Source organism: Mesorhizobium sp. M7A.F.Ca.US.010.02.1.1, from assembly GCF_004023085.1.
Classification (GTDB): Bacteria; Pseudomonadota; Alphaproteobacteria; order Rhizobiales; family Rhizobiaceae; genus Mesorhizobium.
On record NZ_RZRV01000021.1, the window covers coordinates 45522 to 65946 of the forward strand.

General features: G+C 59.9%; 13 protein-coding genes. 5 read left to right on the forward strand and 8 right to left on the reverse strand.

From position 1 onward, the window contains the following. The first annotated feature begins 14 nt into the window (after nt 1-14). On the forward strand, nt 15-1244 hold the full coding sequence (locus EOA19_RS21270) for a DGQHR domain-containing protein (RefSeq protein ID WP_281040486.1): 1230 nt from the start codon (nt 15-17) through the stop codon (nt 1242-1244). A 280-nt stretch (nt 1245-1524) separates the two neighbouring features. On the opposite strand, the gene EOA19_RS21275 is transcribed toward EOA19_RS21270, so the two are convergent. The 5 genes from EOA19_RS21275 to EOA19_RS21295 form a co-directional block, all read right to left on the reverse strand. Next, nucleotides 1525-3003, reverse strand: coding sequence for a hypothetical protein (locus tag EOA19_RS21275; protein WP_128304731.1), 1479 nt, complete (start codon nt 3001-3003; stop codon nt 1525-1527). Between the two features lie 134 nt (nt 3004-3137). Beyond that, entirely contained in the window at nt 3138-3986 is an 849-nt protein-coding gene (locus EOA19_RS21280; protein ID WP_206638072.1) for a phosphoadenosine phosphosulfate reductase family protein, read from the reverse strand. Then, nucleotides 3983-7324 (reverse strand): ATP-binding protein, encoded by a 3342-nt coding sequence (locus EOA19_RS21285; protein WP_128304732.1) that lies wholly within the window; start codon nt 7322-7324, stop codon nt 3983-3985. The genes EOA19_RS21280 and EOA19_RS21285 overlap by 4 nt, the downstream gene beginning before the upstream one ends. Next, nucleotides 7321-8256 (reverse strand): DUF4007 family protein, encoded by a 936-nt coding sequence (locus EOA19_RS21290; RefSeq protein ID WP_128304733.1) that lies wholly within the window; start codon nt 8254-8256, stop codon nt 7321-7323. Before EOA19_RS21290 ends, EOA19_RS21285 begins: the two co-directional genes overlap by 4 nt. Before the next feature lie 40 nt (nt 8257-8296). Further along, on the reverse strand, nt 8297-9430 hold the full coding sequence (locus tag EOA19_RS21295; protein WP_128304734.1) for a cysteine desulfurase family protein: 1134 nt from the start codon (nt 9428-9430) through the stop codon (nt 8297-8299). A 131-nt stretch (nt 9431-9561) separates the two neighbouring features. Between EOA19_RS21295 and EOA19_RS21300 the strand changes: the two genes are divergently transcribed. Beyond that, nucleotides 9562-10026 carry a hypothetical protein gene (locus tag EOA19_RS21300; protein ID WP_128304735.1) on the forward strand — a complete coding sequence of 155 codons (465 nt, stop codon included), beginning with the start codon at nt 9562-9564 and terminating at the stop codon, nt 10024-10026. Here the strand turns inward: EOA19_RS21300 and EOA19_RS21305 are convergent. From EOA19_RS21305 to EOA19_RS21315, 3 genes are read right to left on the reverse strand one after another with little or no spacing between them, the layout of a single operon-like run. Next, complete coding sequence (locus tag EOA19_RS21305; protein WP_128304736.1) at nt 10014-15344, reverse strand: FtsK/SpoIIIE domain-containing protein; 5331 nt, start codon at nt 15342-15344, stop codon at nt 10014-10016. The genes EOA19_RS21300 and EOA19_RS21305 overlap by 13 nt on opposite strands. Then, a complete protein-coding gene (locus tag EOA19_RS21310) occupies nt 15341-16885 on the reverse strand; it encodes a hypothetical protein (RefSeq protein ID WP_206638074.1) in 1545 nt (514 codons plus the stop codon). Before EOA19_RS21310 ends, EOA19_RS21305 begins: the two co-directional genes overlap by 4 nt. Then, complete coding sequence (locus tag EOA19_RS21315; protein WP_206638076.1) at nt 16885-18699, reverse strand: hypothetical protein; 1815 nt, start codon at nt 18697-18699, stop codon at nt 16885-16887. The genes EOA19_RS21310 and EOA19_RS21315 overlap by 1 nt, the downstream gene beginning before the upstream one ends. A gap of 167 nt (nt 18700-18866) precedes the next feature. Here EOA19_RS21315 and EOA19_RS21320 point away from each other — a divergent pair, with 167 nt between their 5' ends. The 3 genes from EOA19_RS21320 to EOA19_RS21325 are packed head-to-tail and all read left to right on the forward strand — an operon-like array spanning nt 18867 to nt 20354. Then, the gene (locus EOA19_RS21320; protein ID WP_128304737.1) at nt 18867-19373 is read left to right on the forward strand and encodes a hypothetical protein; all 507 of its coding nucleotides are present in this window, start codon (nt 18867-18869) and stop codon (nt 19371-19373) included. After that, nucleotides 19370-19492 (forward strand): hypothetical protein, encoded by a 123-nt coding sequence (locus EOA19_RS36430; protein WP_281040485.1) that lies wholly within the window; start codon nt 19370-19372, stop codon nt 19490-19492. Before EOA19_RS21320 ends, EOA19_RS36430 begins: the two co-directional genes overlap by 4 nt. Beyond that, on the forward strand, nt 19482-20354 hold the full coding sequence (locus EOA19_RS21325) for a hypothetical protein (protein WP_128304738.1): 873 nt from the start codon (nt 19482-19484) through the stop codon (nt 20352-20354). Before EOA19_RS36430 ends, EOA19_RS21325 begins: the two co-directional genes overlap by 11 nt. Nucleotides 20355-20425: the final 71 nt, after the last annotated feature.

Here is a 20425-nt window from a genome sequence, read left to right on the forward strand (position 1 = left end):
AGACTCCATTGACCATGCCAGCTCTCCGGGGAACGTTTGGGGACTGGACCTACTACTCCTGCCTGATGCCAATGCGCGATCTGGCGACGAGAGTGAACTACGCTGACGACATTCATGAGTCCAAGGCATTGTCGGAGCTGATCCAGCGCACTTTGGAGGGCAAGCGAGCCGATCACATAGCGGCGTACCTGAACACGCCCGAGCGGTTCTTCAACGCTCTCGTGCTCGCCACATACGGTGGCAACCCTGAATGGTACGAGGTGGGCAATTTCAAATCCTCCACCCAAGCTGACATTCTCGCTGAAGTCGCGGAGGAGGCGATGGACGCGCTCGGCTTTCTCCGCTTGGGGGCCAAAGCAAAAATCTTCGCGGTTGACGGACAGCACCGGCTGGCGGGGATTCGCGCTGCAATTGCCTCGGGGAGTGAAGCGGAGAACGACGTCGTCTCGGTGCTCCTAGTTGGTCACAAGACAAACAAGACAGGACTTCAGCGTACACGGCGCCTCTTCACCACCTTGAACAAGACAGCCGTGCCCGTCCGTAAGAAAGATATCATCGCTTTGGACGAGGACGACGTGATGGCTATCACTGCTCGTCGGCTCGTCGAATCCAACGATGATTTTCGAGACCCTCGTATTGCCGTTATCGGGAGCCCCAACATCCCGGTGGGCAACAAGACATGCCTCACGACGATCACGAACCTTTATGACGTTCTCAAAGTCCTGTTCTTGCACAAGAGCGGAAATCGTAGCGATCGGAACCTCCGATTCAATAGGCCAAGCGACGATCGCCTCGATGAGTATTACCTCTTCGCGACAGGGTTTTTCGAAGCCCTCGGCAAGGCCTTCCCCCCCGTCAAAGGCGTCATGAAAAATCAGGATCCCGAAGCCGTCACGTCCACCCAGCGCGGACCCCACGGCGGGCACCTGCTCTTCCGCCCGATAGGGCTTGAGCTATTCGCTAGATTGGCCACCAGTCTTGCCAAGGCTCGCGCTATCGAACTAGACCAGGCCGTCGCATTGCTCAAGGGCACGCCGGTAGATCTGGCTGGGGCGCCGTATGCTGGCGTTATATGGGACACCGGCCGGAACACAATCAAGACGACGGGCAAATCGCTTGCACTTGATCTCCTGCGTCACATGGCTGGTTTGGGGGCAAGGGCCGACCTGCTCGCCGAGTATCGCCGGACGTTGGGGAGCCCCAACGATCAGACGATTCAGTTGCCTGCGACACTCGGGATCTGAACACCCGACTTACGTGTGGCAGAAGACGCAGTTAGCCCAAGACTCATCAATCGCCTCGGGGCATGTCCAAGTCGTTGCCCGCCTCCATGAGGTGCATGCTTTGGAGCTGTAGCAATGGCTGCTGGCCCGCTTCATAACTTTGTGGGCTGGCGACGTCGAAGTTGGAGACAGAGGTCAATGGGACACAGCACGAGCTGCTCCCAGGCTCTGGAGTCAGCAAGCTAAGTGATAACGCCTAGCATTCCGATCTGTTGATCGCCGTTGATGATAGTAACGACACTCAACGAATGTGCATGAGCGCTTTCAACATCTCCAGCACCGCTGCAACGTTCTGAGCGAAAGCTACATAAGTCGCAGTCCCAAGGGTGACCGACGTGCCCAATAGGTTATAAGCTCTCTCCAAGAAGCCGATTGCCGTCCCAATAAGCCTCTGTTTCGGTGTGGGGAAGGTGACGCTCCTGCCTCGGATATCGATCTCCGGAACAACAACATCGTGGGGCAGGGTAGCTAGAACTTCAGCACCCTGCTTCAACTCCTGCATAAATTGTACTACGTCACTTGTTGCGACGCCCGCGCTTTTTGCTGCCGTCGCCATCTCGAGGGCAACTCGGAACGGCTTAATCAGCCTTTCCCCCGTTGCCTTAGTCTCATCGACATCGATCCGAGAAATAACGTCCTCCCGCTCCGAAATGAAGGGAAAGTGCGCGGTAAGAAGTTGATGACATCTAAAGAAATCAGAAAATGCCACCCTCAAGCCTGGAGGTAGCCAGTCAATGGCATCGGAGCTGTTATACTCGGCATCGATTATAGCAACTTGATTAGAAAGAATGCCTAGAATTGGGCGTGTGGCACGTTTTTCCAACTCGGATTTATACGCGGCTAAGGCGAAGACGAGCCCTTTCGGTGAGTTACCTGGCAACGACTGTAGAATCACACGAATTTGCACTATCTGAGTGTCTGGGGTCTCTAATAGCTCGGCTGAAGCAGGTGACCCGGGCGTATCCACGCGAGGGTTGGCAGCAAGGTCGATTTCACTAACATTGTTGAGGCTTGCAGTGGGACTTGCAACTGCTTCAATTTCTTCCAGCGTAGGTGGGGGAGCATATATTTCGGGTCCAGCGGAATGATTTAGATCGGTAGGCGCCCGTTCCACTTCGGCGGCTAAATGCTCCCCAGCCGCTGCATTCCCACCAAATAGATCCAGCTGTTCTCGTGACCGTCGGAGTGCGTCCGCGACCTCAGTTTCTGATGGCCAGCGCTGCGGTTGCAGCGCAAGGTCGACATGGAAGAGCTGGCGAGCAAATTGACGGCAACTCTCGTCGTCGCTCACGAGGATGTCTAACATCGCCTGCCGCAACGCCAGCCTTTCAGCCTTTTCTTCCCATGCTTTACGATAGCGTGGAGAGATCGCTAGTTTTTCGAAGTAATCAAATAGTATCGCCTTAGTCCCCGGCGGCTTTTCTGCGCTGAACCGTTTGGAACTGCTCTCTGGTTCCTGGAACTGAAATCGCCACAGCCCATCATTTGACAAATGCCACAGCGGTTTCCACCCCATCTCGGCCCGGGCCTCAAATAGAACGGCAACGTAAGCTCTGAAGCGGGAAAGAATCGCCTCGGTGTCGAGATTTTCGGGGTTCAGAAGATTTTCGTCAGCTAGGTCGATAGCTGCAATTAAGCACACGGGCTTAAAGAATTTAGCATCTGGAGCCCGTCTGTGACGAATCGAGGAGACTAGTGACGTCCAGGTGCTATTTGACATGCGCGCTTTCCAGCTCGAACAAGTGCTTTACGGTCGCTAGACCCAACAGCCAACCAGGATAACTTCTAGCGGCATCTTACGGTTAGCGACTTCTCAAATCAAAGCGATCCCGAGCCGGTTAAAACGACGCCAACTTATTTATGGCAAACGACGCACCCTGCGGAGGCCTCGTCGATTCCATAGACGTCATCTATCGTTGGCGTTTGGTTGCCCGCCAGAGGGTTAGCGCGGCGACGGGCAAGCAGCCGTGCGCGACGCTGTTCGAATTCGCGCTCGATCTCGGCTACCCGAGCCGGCGCGCTGAGTTCATCAAGCCCCTCACCCTGGCTCCATGTGAAGGGCGAGCCGTGATCGCGGGCGGTCTTCTCATATCCCTTGGCTTCGTCGAACGCGTCGGGGTGCTCGCGCATCAATCGCACCCACTCGATTTTTTGCTGGAAGAAACAGAAGGTGCAGCCTGATCGAGTCCGCCAACGATAGTATTCGGGTTCGCCCAAGCCCGCACTCTCGAGCGTCTCGATCACGCCAGCCCGATTGATGCCGTCCTCCCGCAAGGGGAAGTGGACCTGCATGTTGCCATGCGTGGCCTGATAGCCCTCCCGGCTAGGTTCGTCGGCTCGGATGGCCACGTACGAGTGTACTGTCACCCCGGCGTCGAGGTCGTGTCGCAGCCAGTGCTCTAGCGGGCGGAGCTTCAACTGCCGTGTGCACCATCGGGTCTTAGGGGAGGGCAGAAAGTGATTGTATTCCTTAAGCCAGAAGTCGAAATCCCTGTCGGGATTGAGCCTGGTGATCGGTTTGCCCAGGAACCCCTCGAGCTTGTCGAGAAACGAATAGACCTCGGCGAGCTCCTTGCCAGTGTCGGTGAAGAAGTACTCGAGATCGAGCTCAGGTCGCGTCTGCCGCATATGGACGGCAAGAGCAGCGCTATCGCGCCCACCGGAAATTCCAAGGATATGACGCTCACGCACCGCCGTGGTCATGCTGGCTCCAATCCCTTGCCTTCGGAAAGGCGTTCTACGATGCGTGCGAGAGCGGCAAGCTCCACGGCCGGCCTCATGCCCCTTTGGCGAAGCTGCGCCATCAGGTCGGCTGCCGCCATGTCTGCAGCCGCAAGCTCCTGCTCTGACACTTGGAAAGCATGAAAGAGAGGTTTTTCCTTCGGGTCCAAGCCGACCATAACCGAAATGGCCTGGGAGGTTGGGGAGCGGTCACGAACTGCGGCGAATGTCTCTGCCTCGCGAAAGCGCAGGCAGAGTTTGGCCATTTCGAACATGGCTTGTTCTTGCTCGCGGTCGGACCAATTCCGCGGCGGCTTATGAACGAGCAGACTTGCCAATCCTTCGATGTCGCCGCCATCTCCCTCGAAAGCACCGGCACGCATTATGAAGGCATCGACACGCAACTCGGCCGACACTCCCGAGGCCGTAGAAGACCGCGGCCCGATTCCCTCAAATGTCTTCGGATCCACACCAAGATGCACGGACAGGCTCGTGCGGAGCGTTTCCAGCATTTTTGGATAGGCCTGCTCGGCCTTGTTCAGTGCCGCCACCACGCTGACCCCGGGATCGGGCTCTCCGTCAAGGGCGGACGCGAGGTCAGAGAAAAGCAGCGCTTCGGGGTCGCTGGCCTTCAACACAATGTCCCTAACCCTACGAACATTTTCGGCCAGCGTCTGGGTGCGCTGCGCCCACAGCGGTAGAGCATGAAAGCGCTGATAGAGCGCCGATGCGACCGGAAGGGCCTTCGCTTCGACGGGGCTTGCCTCGGTCGAAAGAAGTGCGGCGAGCTGCTGGACGAACGCGTCATCCCGCTTGGATCGCGAAATTCGGCGGAACTCGATGGCCGCAGCGTCCTGCAGAATACGGTCGGCGACGATATCGTCGATGGCGGGCTGGAAAGCCCCGTCGACATAGACCGCGACAGCATTTCTATGCGCCAGCAGATAAGACAATACCAGCACGGGCATGACGCCGCGCTTTATGCCATATGGCCGCGCTGCCCAGGTGTCGAAGAGTTCGGCTAGGTTGACCCGCTTCTCACCCAACACCGTCCAGGCAGGCTTCAATGTCTTGCCCGCCCCGTCATCGGCTGGATCGGCGAAGCGCCACACGCCCTTATCGTCCTGCCGATGGAGCCCCAACGGGCGAACAATCGTCAGATAGAGCCCGCGCTCGACCGGGAAGTTCTCGATCCCGAGGTCTGCCACATCCGACTTCGAAACCATGGCATGCATCAAGGTCCGCAGGCCTGCCATGGCGGCAGTCGAGGGTTTATCCCGATAGAGCAACTCCGATTGTATGTCGGGTGCGCTACTGAAAGCAGCGGTCGCAAGCGCCGACGCCAGGACGGTCAGTTCCCTGCCATCAAGTTTCTTGCCGGCTGCATCCTTTGCGCTGTCACCGAATGCCCACCAGCGGGCCGAAGAGAAGGCCTTCAGCAAGTCGCTGCGCACGATTTCGGCGATCAACGATTTGCGCGCCGACAATTCCCGGCGGGCGATCCGATCACCCTCGAGCTGCGGATGCGTCTGTTCGATGCGATCCAGGGCATAGAGGTCGCTCGCATGATCCCTTAGCAGATAGACCCGCTCGCTCGCGGCCACGCCGGCCAAGACGCCCAGGTTTTCCAATTCGACGCTGAGCTGCTTGGCTGCGACCTTGACCGGCGCTTCAAAGCTTCGCGCATCGGGCAGCAGCATAATGAGAAGACCGGCCGACCGCCGCTTCGTCTTGGCCAAGGCCGCAGCGGTCCTCTTGGCCCACGCAGCGGGACTTTGCGGGCTCTCGTCGGCAAACTGAATGACGACATCGAATGTGCGCAATGCGCCTGTCGCGAAGTAATGACTCTTGGCTGCGATCGGTCCCACTCCAAGCCGTGACGGCAAATCAGCCAAGACATCGGCGTCGAGCTTCAGCGCGACCTTGGAGATGGCCTCGTCCAGGTCGAAATCGCTGCCGGCGAAGAGGGCATAGCCCCCAAGCCGCGGCTGCCGAATGAGGATCGCCCTGTTGACCAGTTCGTCGATGGCCGCCCCTACGTCGGCCTTTCTCGCTTCTGGCGCACAAAGAGAGAGGATGTCGTCGGCAACAGCCAGTCCAGAGCCGTTCCTGAACAGCTCGATGACCGCGGCAGCCTTGGCAAGCTTGGCAACCAGCGGGCCGTACAGTGCAGCTTTCTCCACGGCCTCCATAGCCAGCGTCATCCGATTGCTTTCAGGACCCACAGAAAGGGCGCTGCCGAAATTGGCGACCAGGTAGTCCCAAAGTTGATCCGGACCATACCAGGCGTTTCCGTCGACATAGGTCCGCGCCAAGTGGGCCTGAAATCCGTTCGGTTCCGACGATGACAGAAAACCGAAAACGCTCCGCTCATTTTGTGCGAAACGCTGCCGAGATACCGGTCCAAGCAACAGGGCCGAAACCGGGTGCAATGGCCATGTTTGGGTTAGGATTTCCGTCAACGCCGCGACATCGACCGGCCGACGGTGCGAAATCGCTGTCGCCGTGAGGCCAGCGATCGCTTTGGCGCTTGCCGGAGCTTGGTCGCTGCCAATGGCGCGAGCGATAAGCGCAGCGACCTCGTCGGCCTGCGCAACGAAGGGTACGTTCTGGTATCGACCCTGAACTTTTGCCCATTCGTTCCGACCAGTCCGGCTCAGCCGGTTGGCATACTGCTCAAACGACTGATGCAGGATGCCGACAACCACCAGCCTTCCGTCAGAGCGTGCTGCCCGCTCGGCGAGATCCTGCAAAATATGCACGTCGCCTGCGGAACTCGTCGCATGCTCGAGGAACTTGCCGAGCTCGTCGATGACGATCAGCAAGCCGCCCTTTTGACGAGCACGCGCTTCCAGTTGGTCGATAAGTGCTCGTTCGTCGTGCGCTGCTTCCCGCGTCGCTTCAGGCCATTCAAATTGCTCTGCGGCCGCGTCCGCCAAGGCGCCCGCCAGGCTCGTGCGCCGGCCGGTCAGTGCCAGTACATCCCACGAGCGGCCTCGCCCAGGAAACGCAGAGGAAAATTGCTCCGCCAAATCTTCCCCAACGATCCCTTCGGCGAGAGCGCGCTGCTTCTTGTTGCCGGCGACCAGATTGGCAACCAGCAGCGCCGCACAGGATTTGCCGCCGCCGTAGGGGCCGGTCCAGGTGAACGCAAACTGCGACCCTTCCGCGATCCCCGCTAGCATGGCCACCAGCGACTTGCGCACGCTCGCCTGCAACACGTATCCCGTGAGCGGCGGCGTGCCGTTGAGATCGGTGTCGACCCGAGCGGACAGCGCGAACCGGCGTTCGACCTTGACGATGTCGGCGAGCTTGGTCATGCCGCTCTCCGCCCGCGGTAACCGGCTTTGACGAGGTCCATCTCGTCGATTTCCTCGAGACGGCCAGCCAGAGCGACCTGACGGAGGCCCGCCGTATCGGTCCACACCATTTTCCCGCCGGTGGCGTCCCCGATGCTCATCAGGCGTGCGACCAGGCTATCCTCGTCTAGCTTGAAGACACGCCCGGGGGAGCCGGGGTCATACTGCACCTGCTCCACCGAGAGGGTGGGGGACAGCGAGTGATGACGCTCCCAGAACTGCTTCAGCACGAGCGCAAATATGCTGTCTTCCAGGGAGGGCTTCTGCCCGCGGACGAATTCGAGTTGCCCGGTCGAACGCTGCTCGCGCAGGAGGCCGAGTTCGACGAGCAGCGGTTCTACCGCGTCTTCCCCTGCATCGGAGTGACGCGGCGCATAGCTGCGAACGAACACTTCCACGTCGCGCTTGAGGGTCTCGGCGGTTGCTCTTGCGGTTGCGCGCGCTTCAACGATCGCCGCCATGGCCCTCACGAGGTCGTCCCTGGTGAAGGCAATCTGATTGAGCAGGTTGAAGGCGTAGTAGAACGTCGTTGCGGCGTGCGGCTCACTCACAAGGTGGGCATGCATCAACCACAGCGTCGATGGATGTTCGAGATATGGATCGAGCCCAATGCCGTCCGAGAAGATCAGGCGCCCTAGGGGCGTGGCGTGAAGGTGAGTGGGGCCGTCCGCCAGGATCTTCGTCGCCAAGGCCCAATGACGCATCGAGAGCGCCATATTCTTGCCGACGCCGAAGGTGGCGATTGCGTTTTGTTCCTGAAATGTTCTACGATCGATCCCATCCGGGCCGGACGCATGATCGAACGCTTTCTTGAGCCACAAGAGCCGAAGAGAGAAGGTCTCGTGGCCCGAAACGCGAATCGCGGTGGCCGGATCATAGAGGTCGTTCAACATTGGAGCGGATGCTACTGGAGACATCCGCCAGCAGCAATCCCTAGCGGCCGACTATTTCCGATAGCACGACCGCCGCGTCCGTGGCGTCCGGTTCGGTATTGTAGCGGGAGAAGTACAAACGGACAGTTTCCGCAGCTTCATGGTGAGTAAATCCCATTTCAAGGAGGACGTGCGATGCAGTGATCTGCCCACTCGTGCAGGCTGATCCTTCGGAAATCGAGATACGATCGCCGGCCCTGGCTATTATCGACATGGCATCATTGCCCGGAAATCTCAGACTCAAGCTTCCGGATACGCGTTGCGGCACAGAAACATTTTCGATGAATTGCACTTGCCTGCTACGCAATTCTTCCAGGAACAGGGCCGATAAGCCCGCTGAATGGGCGGCGTCCGCTTTGAGCCGCTCCCTGGAGATCTTGGCGGCGGCGCCAAACCCGACCACGAGCGGCGTCGGTACGGTCCCAGGACGGATGCCAGCCTCCTGACCGCCGCCGAAAAACACCGGCAAGGGGCGGAGAGGAGCGGCAGATGATATGAACAGCGCACCGATGCCCATTGGACCGTACATTTTGTGCGACGACAGGCTCGCTAAATCGACCTCCGCAAGGTCCAGAGGCAGCTTGCCGGCCCCCTGTGCAGCATCGACATGCACGAGCGCCCCGGCCGCACGAGCCATGCGAACGACTTGGTCGAGGGGTTGGATGGATCCCACCTCGTTGTTGACCGCCATCACCGACACCAAGAGGGTCTCGGTGCTGACCAACCGTTCAAGAGCTGAAATATCGACGATGCCGTTCACATCAACCGGCGCTTCGATGATGCGGAAGCCGGCGCTACGCAGCGACCGCGCGGACGACAGCACGCTCTTGTGCTCGATGGCTGATACAACGATGTCACGCCGGCCGACGCCGCTTTCGAGGGCGGCGAGCGCAATGCCCCTTATCGCGATGTTGTTCGCTTCGGTCGCCCCCGAGGTGAAGACGAGTTCCTGTGGATCAGAGCCGATGAGCGACGCGAGTTCCGCGCGCGCAGTCTCAACGGCTTGGGACGCCAACATGCCACTCAGGTGAGGTGAGTGCGGATTGCCGACCTGAGCATGCCACCAAGGTGCCATCGCTTCCATCGCCTCTGGCGCCAGCGGTGTTGTCGAGTGGCCATCAAGGTAGATCGGCATTAGCGCATGTGACTCTGTCTTCGGATCAAGCTCTACCTAATCCGGAACGGGGAAAATTCGAAGTCTGCCCCATGGTCGAGGCACGGGCGGTTTACTGATAGCATAGGAGGCGAACAGGAGATGCGCATTCCATGCTCGACGACAACGACGTCAGCGTCAAAGATATCTACAAAGAGCAATACGCCCACTTCCGGGCGATGAACGACATCCTCTACAAAATTCCCCCACTGTTCTCGGTGGCGATCGGCGGCTTGTGGTACTTCGCGGCATCCCAACTCAAAACCGATCGTGTCATCGCGGTCGGCATTTTCTTTTTTGCGGCCGTCGTAAGTGTCGCCAGCGTTTTCATTATGGGCCGCTTCAGTAAGGCCTTCAGTCTCTACATCACCAACCTGAACGAGCTCGACGGCGAATATGCGGTCTCGCTTAAGGACAAAGACAAGGACAAGGACAAGAAATGGCCGCCCTCAACGGTAAAGATCATTCAGTTCCTATTGTGGGTCGCGGCGGTGATGTCCTGCGCTGGGGTCATCTACGCCATTATCCTCATGTTCTGTCCTCCCGCGCTTCCGGTGTTGCCAGCTCAGCCGTCCTGAGCAGCGATCGCCGAAACGACGTCTTCTATATCCTCGTCGGACAGGAATGGTGCCTGTGCGAAGACGGTCGAGGCCTCGCCGCTCAGCCGCGCGGCCAGGTGCCCGAGGCCGAGCAGGTTTTCGGCGCCCTTCGTCCCGAGGGCGATCTCTGAGGTTCCGACGCTCGCGACCTTGAGGATCAGCCGATTACCGAGATTGTCACGCAGCTGAACAGGCATGACCCCGGCATCCGGCCGTTGTGCTGCAAAGACGAGATGGATGCCGGCGGCTCGCGCCTTCACGCCGAGCCTGGAAACAATCGAGGTGACGGCACCCTTGTAATCCTCCGTCAGCATCCATTCGGCGAACTCGTCATGGATGAGAAACTTCATCGGCAGCCGTGCTTCTGGCGCGGCCTTGATGTTAAACGATCGGATATCGCGAGCCCCGCTCTGCCTGAACAGCTCGTATCGCCGGTCCATCTCGATGACGAGACCTTCCATCATTTCGATCGCAGCCGCTTGGTCAATGATGATCCCACCCTTCACATGCGGCAATCGCTCGATTGCGGAGTAGTCGACGCCCATTTTTGGATCGATCAGATGAATGTGGACTAGGGCGCTAGGATTGGTCGCGGCGATGTCGAGGATCAGCGCCTGGATCAGCACCGATTTACCGCTGCCAGTCGCACCGGCGATGAGCGTATGCGGGTCGTGTTGTGACACGCCAGCGAATGGCCCACCCAAGTTGAGATAGAGAATTTCGCCGTCGAGCTCGCGCAGACCAAGAAGGAAGCTCGTGTTGAGACCGGCGGCATTGCGATTCAGGGCGCGGCGCTGCCAGAGATCCCACATCGAAACAATCTGCCGCTTTGCTCTAGCCACGCCGACCACGATTTCGCCGGGCAGCGGCGAGATCGAGATCACTCGCAGGCCATGCGTGGTCAGAAGGGCGGATTGTTTAGCATCGATGTCTTCGACACGCAGGCGGTCACTGCCAACAAATCGCACCAAGGCAGCGTTTGGCGTCAATCGCATCCCCGCGATCTTGGCCTGTAGATTGTAACCCATAAGCGCCGTACGCAGCCGGCCGGCTGTGGCCTCGAGCCATTGTTCGTCCTCGCCAGCCGCCTCTTGCACCTGCCCTGCTCTCCGGGACACCAAGCCGGCAAAGCTCTCGTTGTCCCCTGAGATCGGTTCGGCTGCTTGCTGCTCCTCCCGATCAGGCGCGGTGGAGCGGGCAGTGGTATGAGGCAGAGCCTCGCCGGCATCAGCAACAGGCGCTGTTCTCGCGCTCACGTTGGGCTCGGGCGGAAGGGGCGTGGGTGTCGTTGGATGAGGGCTTGGCGGAGGCGCGTCCGGCTCTGGGCCGGTACCATTGGCTGGGCCGCTCTTGGTAGTCCACCGAACGCGCGGTGCCGGCGCGCGAAACTCAGACGTTTCCCACGGCCTGCGATCTCCCAGGGCGCTTCTGATCGGCATCAACGGTTCAGAGGCCTCATAGGCCTTGATCAGTTGCCGCAGACCTTCGCGCGTATAGATCTCCTGCAGTCCCCGGACTTCGGTCACTTCGTCCTGATCGCCGGACGAACCACCCGCGTCTGCGGGTCCCGAAACGAAAATATGGGAGTAGCCCTTTAGATCGATCTCCACCGTGCCATTGCGGATGCCATTCCTCACCTCCTCGAGCGAAAAGCTCGCGGTCAGAGCCGACGGTTCATCGAGCAGGATGTCGGCAAGACGCGACAGCCACAGGTCACGGTCAAGCCGCCCCGGATCGCCGAAGAGCGCGTCCTCGATCCGGCGCATTGTCTGTCGCAACTGCTGGCTGGAATGACGTTTGGCTTCCGCCAGACCACTGGCCTCGACATACTTCGCTTCGGTTACGACAGCGCGAAGTCGTGGGCTCCCATCGGGCCCCGGGTCGACGCTCAGCGCAAGGATGTCGGCAATCCCTTCCTCTCGCTGGCCCAGCCACTGCGCGTAGTCGTCAAGAAGGAACCACGATGCCGGACGCTTCGAAAACTCCTCAGCAACAAGAGCACGACTGAGCACTAGGCCTATCAACTCCCCCGCTGATACGCCGCGCTTGGCCGCACGCAATATAACATCGCCAGAGATGGCCGTCGCATCGGCGATCATCCTCTCGGCAAGTGCAGATAAACGGTCGTCGCTCAGCCCGAGGCTGAGTTGATCGAGGCGTCGACGGACAAGCACCGGCAGGACGCGGAGGTCCGAGGTCGAGGACACCACCATGTTGCGGCCGTGCGTCCGTTCGCGCCGATATCGGATGACCTTGATGCCCTGCGCCATGAGCTGCCGCTTATCGAGGAGGTCGTCATAAGTGGCGACCCACTCGGCCAGGCCGTGAACATCCTTGAACATGGCCTCCAGGCCATGGTCCTGCAGCGAAATCTGACGCGCGGGCAGGTAATGCTCGTTGTCGCGATGCGACTGTTTGCGGATCACGGCCGCCAGAGCGTCGAGATAGCACCAGCCGACCCGAGGTTGGCGTGGCGAAACCAGATAGCTTGTTGCAGTGAGCTGCTCTTCTCCAACAACCCGGCGATAGGACCAGCGAGGCGGCACGTGGTCGGCGATCGATGGGTCCGTGTCGTCGTTGCGTGGTACGGAAAACCAGGCTTCCCTCGCCTGGCGCGATACGACATCGTGCAGGAACGCCACGTCGACGCTGCGCTCGTCAGGAGCCCGCCGCCCCGTGCTGCCTTCAAGCATCACCCCAATTCTGAGCTTCGACATGAAGTTGAGTGAGGTTTCACTGACGACGATGGCGTCGGGGTCGTTGCCGGACTGATCCAGCAGATCGGTATAGACCTTGTTGAGCTTAGAGCGGTCTCGATGGCGGACGAGGACGTTGCAGTGGACCTCGTCTTCGTGAACTGACCCCAACGCGTTGACCGTGGCCAATGGCAGGCCAGCAGCATCGCAGTTGTAGAGCATGATGCTGAGATTGGCGCGCTCATGCGGCTGCAAGTCGAGATATCGGCCGATCAGCCCGCGAATCTCACGTGCGGCCTCGGCCGGATCCACATCGGTGGACGCTTCCGAGGGATCGCGAACCGGCCGTTCCATAAAGCTGTAGTCGTTGAGAGTGCTCGTCTCCGTCAGGAGAACCGCTTCGCCCCCGGTGAAGCCCGGGACTGCCTCCGGATAATAAGGGTGAGCGAGTTCGGACCGGAGATCGGCAAAAAAGAGCCGCTGGTCGCCGAAATTGACTTCCTCCGCCTTGAGCAGATGATCAATCAGGCCGCAAAGAGATCGCATCTTGACTGCCGTTGCGGCCATCCGCATCGGGTGCCACGGCGCTACGACCGCAGCCGGCGTCGAACCGGCAATCTGAACCGTGCCGATCCTCAGGATCGGTTCCCACAGGTCCCGCCGGTTTAAGTCACCTGGCGCCGAGATACGAAGTTGATCCAGCAGCCTTGCGTACAGATCGGCCTGTTCGAGCTGCGCTGTTCCCCCCATGCCGTTCGTCCGCCAATCGTCGATCGCGGCCGAGTAGCCCGCGACGAAGGCAGTCCATGCCTCTCCAAGGTCCGCGCCGGCAGGCGGCGTCATTCGACTGCCCGCGACGGCTGCCTTGATGGCCCTGGGCAGGGCCTTGCTCAAGTCTTCGACATTGGTCGACCGTGGAACCAACGAACCGGCGTCCTGGCGGAAGGAGGGCTGCAGGGTACCCACGTCGGCGAGCGACACCGACTGCATCGCTCCCTTCTTGCTGACCAGCATGCGCGACACTTCGGCAATGCCGAATGGGTTCTTCTCGAGCCTGGCCAGGTCATCGGGCAAGGCCAAGCCGATCGCGTTTGGCTCGGCCCGCCAGATCAACTGAACCGTGTTTTTCTCCGCACCGGGGCCGCTTCCCACCGTCAGAGTGAGATCGAACTTGATCTGAATGTTTGCGCGCGACGTCGAGACGTTCTCGCGGAATTTCCGACTCTTGCTTGCGGCTTCGAGGAGCGTTTCGAACTCGAAAATGTGCGGAGTGTCCCAGCTGACCGCTGGTGGGAGAACCTGACGAAGGGCCTTGTGCTTGAGGCTGAAGGCGCGGGCCACGTCGACATTCATGTCCAACCACTGCGTCTTTGTCCGGCGTGAAGACCGGATCTCGATCCGCCGAGGCATCTTGAGCGTGCCGAGCTGGGCAAAAAGCCGCTCGATGCTGCGGACCAAGCCATCGAGGAAATCCGTGCACTCAATAGGGCGTCCGTAGACGAACTTCTCCCATTTGGCCCGCAACTGCCTGTTGGCCGCGAGATCCTCCCGATGAGCTTCGAAGAACTCGCGGTCGTCCTCCCGCGACTCCTTGAGGGATCGGCTCTTGAGATCGCCGAGATACGCCTTGTCCGGGTCGCTGAGGCGATCGGGACGCTCGTAGTCGAAAAACTGAGCGGTCTCTTCTGGAAGCTTCAACTTCTTGAGCTTGAGGCCCGAGAAGATGAGAAGAATATTGTCCTGTTCCCACTCGAGCTCAGCGAGCTTTTCGGTCGCCTCACGCCACCCGGCTGGCGCGTCGACGAACGCCTCGATCGTCGGGTGCAACTCGGCGGCGATCTCGTCCCGAACGGTCTCGAACTGATCCTGCAGCTCATCGGCCTCGATCGGCTGGCGATTGGGCCGCTGCTTGGAAAGCAATGGTCTACGGTCAGTGATGAGTTTGTCGTAGAGGCGTCGCCAGCGGCTTTGCTGCTGCAGGTCCTTGGGCCGTTGCGATCGGAAGTATCCTGTGTCGCGCGGCAATTGCAGCGCCGGGAGCGCCCAGCCAAGTGCATCCGCGACAGGGAGCGACATGCTGTCGATCGCTTCTCGCGTCATGGCAACATAATTGCTGAGTTGCGCGAGCGGCCAGTCATCGACACTGGACAGAGCCTTGAGGGCGATCTGCCATGCTTCGATGTGCTCTTGCGGTAGTCCGAGACCGTCGGAGGCAGGCAGGACCCAATAGAAGGGGCCTTCTTTCAGTTCCTTGGCGCCGATCAGCGCCACATCGTGCAGCGAAGCGCCCTGATCATCGTCGGTGTTCGCGATGAGGAGCGCGGGACGGTCGCACTCTGCATGTCGCCACGCCACGGTCCTCTCATCGGTGATCACCGATTCCGGCAGACCCTGGCCATCGACGAGTGCTCGGGGCACAGCAATCTTGACCTGCGACTGGATCGAAGAATCGGACACCAGCTGCCTGACGATCGCGGCAACCTGCGGCCCCGTAAGGCGATCAAGCATGAAGCGTGCGGTGCCGCTGTCGGCCCCGAGGCCCTGCAGGCGCTCCTGGAGCGCCGCAGCGCCTGCCGTGCCGATCAGATCGAGAGCGTTCATGCTCGCACCTCGCGGCGAAACGGATTTTCCACGTAGGCTGCCGAGTCTGACAGGCGGTTGAGCAGGCCGAGGCTAATCAGCCGTTCTTCAAGCCGCCGCGCATTGTCGGAGAAGTCCTCCTGATCGGCTTTTCCGGCGCCGATGATGCTCGCGGCCTGTTGATCTCCGATCACAAAGCCATAGCGGTCGTGTAGCGCGGCGAGGAAGTCTTTGAACTCCATACGCTCGCTCACGCAGCAAACAACCAGCGTCTTGAGCAGCCGGTCGGTCGGCGCGTAACGCACGCGGCGGCTTGAGCGACGCGAGCTCAGCCCGATCTGCCGCGCCCAGGTCGAATGAACTTTGCCCACATGCTGCGCGTGCCTGGTTTTCGCCCTGCCGACGAGCTCGTCGATCAGATCTCGAGGATTGCTCATCCCGGTCGGTAGGTCGTCGGGATCCGGCCAGTCGAATTGGCGTCCCAATACCTCCGCGGCGCTGAGAACAGCGTCGTCCGACGCCATGGCGAGCTGCCACTCATGAGAAGTTTCAGCACTGCGGACGTAATGCTCAATGGCAAGACCCGGCAGCGCATTGTTCGCCTGGAAGGAGTCCGCCGCAAGGTCACGGATCACGGTCTTTCGTGGCGATACGATCTCGCAAATCATCGTAATGGGCACCGAGTCGAGCAGTTCACGCGCCCGGTCAAGCTGGTATCGAACAAGATTGAGCCCGGTGATGGTTACGATGTGCGGCAGAGCGTCGAACACCGAAATCGGGCTGTCCAGAATAGCGATCCAATCCTCGGCAAGTTGATCGAAGATCGGGTGGGTCGAGCAGGGCAAATAGGAGCCCGGCCGATCACGCTCGGCAAGCTGTGGCTCGTCTTGCAGGGCGGCGACCAGCCGGTCGTAGACGGTTGGCTGATCGAAGAGCTTTCCGACCAGTCGGTCCCTGAGCTCGACCGCTCGCTTGGACCGGCACAGCATCAGGTAGAGAACTTCGCCGGTTCGAGCAAAAAAGCGCCTGTCGGTTGAGACACCAGACGCCGTCACCGCGGCATCCTCGTAAAGCGCGCTGGGACCGAAGGGGAAGACGAACTTTGAACTCCAGCGTTTGTTGCTGGCGCCTTCGATGGCGGACGACTGCAAGAACCCGACGACGGAGGCAAAATCGTCGAAGCTGTCGAAGCGTCCGCGCAGGTAACTGAAATCCCGGCTCTCCAGGCCGCCGGCGTTCTGTTCCATCAACTCCAGCCATTTAGTCCAGGCTGCATCGTCGGAAAGCCCTTCGGCGCCGATGGTCAAAAGGTAGGGATTGTTGAAGATGAGATTGCGCAGTCGCAATTGCGTCTGCGGACGATAGGACAGTGCGTTGAACTCCTCTTCCGCCAAGGCGCGGCCGGCAACCTGCTCCGATCGGAGCACGCCAAGGAATTCAAGCAGGATCAGCCAGGGCGTCTGTTCGTCATGCAGGCGATGCCCCCAGATCGCTTCGTCGACCCAGAACGCGGGTCCAGTGCGGTCCTCATGGGAAATAGGGCGTTTGAGAATCTCCATCATCAGAGCCTCACCGTGACGCTACGCGATGATGCACGGCCATCAGAATTGAGGTCGATAAACTTGAGGACGATCCCGTCACCGCGGTCGTCTCCATCAAGGAATCGCCGCCGTTCGACGGCGCTCAGCAGTCGTGCCTTGAATGCGAGAAGGTCCTCATGGCACTCGAGCGAAAAACTCGTCGGCAGTGCGCCCTCGGCCACACGTCCCAAGAACTCAAAGCGGGTCGTCGACAGTTGCAGCGTGACTTCAGGCGGATCGTCACGTGCGAGCCGAACTACCAGTTTCATGCCTCCATCCCCGTCACCGAGCAGCGCCACCTCCTCGCCGGCCCGGCGGGCCACCGGTACGAATTCCTCGAGCAGAGGGCTGGTTCTCGACTGCGATTGGCTTCCCGAACTTGCAAGAACAAGTTCGTCCTGGTTCTGGATCAGCATGCCGGTGAACACCCGGTTCAGCCCGCGGATGAGCATGGGCAACACCTGCCGCGGCAACGCTCGTTTTTCGGCCAACGCGCGACTGGTCTCGAGATAGAGCCCGGCGTACCGGAAGACGGTCAGGTCCCAGAGGTCCAATGTGTCTGCTAGCTCATCTGAGATGGTAAAGAAGAGCCGCTGACGCTGCCCGCGAAGGAGCCCGAGAAAACGGGCGACAGCGTTGGGATCGTCGCCCTCGAGGTAGGACTGTTGCCCCCGCTTATAGGCTGGCGTCTCGCCGTAGACCTGATCGGTTTGCACCAGGGCCCGGTAGGTTTCCACCAGTGCCGGATCGTCGGCGCCATAAACCAGCATATTGTCGACTTTGTTGCTCGTTTCCGAGCCGATGCCGAAGAGGTTGAGCTTGCGAAAGGGTTCGGTTCTTTCTGCACGGCTTGGTTTCAAATTGCCGCCGAACACATTGCGGTAGGGACTGGCTCGCTCCGCGGTTCCCGCAGCTGCCAATTCCGCGACATCAGTGCACGCCATCAGTCCGTCGCGTGCATCGGGATGGCCAAGAATGATGTTGGTGACGAGGGATAGAACCTGCCGGATGGTAAAGTGACCACCATTCTGTTCGCTGGCTTCGACCAGATTGCCCAGCCGCCGCCGGAAGAGACCATTGTCGGTGGTCCCGACCAGCCGTTCGCGGTTCTCACGGATTGGACAGGTTGCTCCATTCAGCGCCGGGCAATCCGCGCAGCCGTCCCAACCGGGGTGCAGCGTTACCGCATCAATGACCTGATCGATCATCACTGCGGCGGCCGACCTGCTGAGATCCCTCAAATCGAGCTTGATTGCCGAGTTCCCGCTGCGGCCAACGACGAGAAGATTCTCAACCACCTCGACAAGAGCGCTGGTCGTCTTGTCGGTGCCGGCGTTCTTCATCTTTTCGAGAAGCTGACCGTGATTGGCCGCCATCAAGTAGACCCTGGGGGAATTGGGGTCTGCGACATCCCACGCCATCTGCTCGATCAGCGGTTTACTCTCGTCGGAGCGAAGCTCGCTCAGGTCCTTGACAACGATGAGTTGGCGAGACCCCAAGCTGAGGCGCTGGATCTTCTCTCCGCCATTCCAATCTTCAATCGTGCCTCCAAGCTCTAGCCACACGCGTCGGCAGTGATAGGTCTTTCCGTCGCCGGCAGTGCCAGTGAGGATGATGGACTGGCACTCGTCTGACCTGAAATTATCGACCAACCATGCCAGATGCTGAGCCGGCAACTCGATGGGCTGCATCTTCAAGCGAGCCAACGCCCGCTGAATGGTCTCGTCGTACATATTATCGTTGGTCGGAATGGGTCCGTAGTTCCGAAGAAACCGGATCCAGTTGTTGGTCGGCATGCGCTATTTCCCCCACGACTGCCGCCTTGCGCTGACGACCGTCCTGGAATTCCAGCGCAGCCCCATGAAAATCAGTCAGTTGCAGACTACTGTAGAACTCGTGAAACGCAACAATACAACCCGAATGCTGCCGCGCATCGCCTCATGCAGGCCCGGCTAGAAAGCGTGTGACGATGATTCCTGAATCGGCCGGAGCCACTCCCTATGGCATTTTCCTACTGGCAGATGACTATCTGTCTGCCGCAAAGCTCGCCTTTCGGGACCCGAAAATAGGCACAGGGCCCGTGCGATTGATGACCTACCATGCGGCTGAGCTCTTTCTCAAAACCTACATGCGTTCCGCTGGGGAAACCATCGAAGCCCTGCGCTCCTTGGGCCATGACCTCGAGAAGATGGTCGTTCGCGCCAAATCGCTGGGATTGAAACTGCCAGCTCAGATTTTCGCCCAGTCCCGCAAACTATCGGCAAACAACGACTACGTGCGAGCACGCTACGTGGTGACCCGGGAGCGCACCGACATCTCCGACGAGAGCGTTCTTCGATACTGCCAGACGATCAGGTCGAGTGTCATCGAGGCGCTCAACATGGATGAGCTAGGTGTGCCTCAGGGCGACCCTTGGCTTGGCACCCTCCCTACTGACTACCCGAAACAAGCGTCGACCGAGCCGCCATGAAAAAACCCGATGTCGGCGACAACGCCGGATCGAAGTTCCCCAGAACCGAGCATCTGGTTGAAACGTTGTCGAACAAAGTGATTGTCGATTGCGGCGCGTTGATCAGCCATGAGCGATAGCAAGACAAGTTCGAACGGAAAGGATCGTCCCGGCGCGACGGCGGCATTTCCCTATGACCGCATGACGGTCGAGCGTTTTCGAAAGACCTTTCCGCGGGCTCGCTGGAACGATGATCTGAAGGCGTGGTTTGTCCCGGGCAAAACCGCGGCACGGCGTTTCGATCGATGGCTCGAACGGGAGCGTTTTCAAACGGAAACGCACGCCGACGCGAAAGGCCGCGACGCCTTTGTCTTTGATCCCATCGTCTCGAAGTATCTTCGGCGCCTTGAAAGTCATTTGGAATTGGTGACGCCCTATTCCCGAACCGTAGTAGATGAGGTGCGCGAGGTGCCGTTTGCCTCCTGGGATGCCGATCGCCATGTGTGGACGGTCCCCTACCGGTCATATGAGGCCCTGCGCCGGCACTGGAGTCGCATCGAAGAGGCTGCCAAGCGAAACGAGCCGGACGAGCGCAAAAAGCGCCGAGAAGCCAATCGCGGGTCGGAAAAAGAACGGGCTGCACGTGCGCGCGCCACCGAACGCCGCCGCCGCCGCTATCCGCTCGATCCGGAGAACCTGCCGCCCTTTGGTCGGCCGGTAATGACGTCTACATATGGCATAGTCGTTTTCGTCGGGTGCGATGGCGAGCCGGTCGATCCAGATATCATTGGCACCTCTTACGGCGATGTCCCAATCTCATCCGACAGCGTTTGGGGGCAATGGCGCCCGGCTACACTCGCCGAACTCGTGAAAACTTGGCCCTCGCGTCCCGGATCCAAGATTGATCACGGAATCTGGAGGCAGCCCACGATCGACGAGTTGCGCGTGGCAAGAAAGACAGCCGCCAGCAGGGAGCGACAACGCTCTAGCACCGGCGCCTAAGCGCCGCTGTTGGGTCTGCTCTATCTGGCACGCCAGTGCCAGAATGTCGTCGACGCTTGGCATCCGCGCAG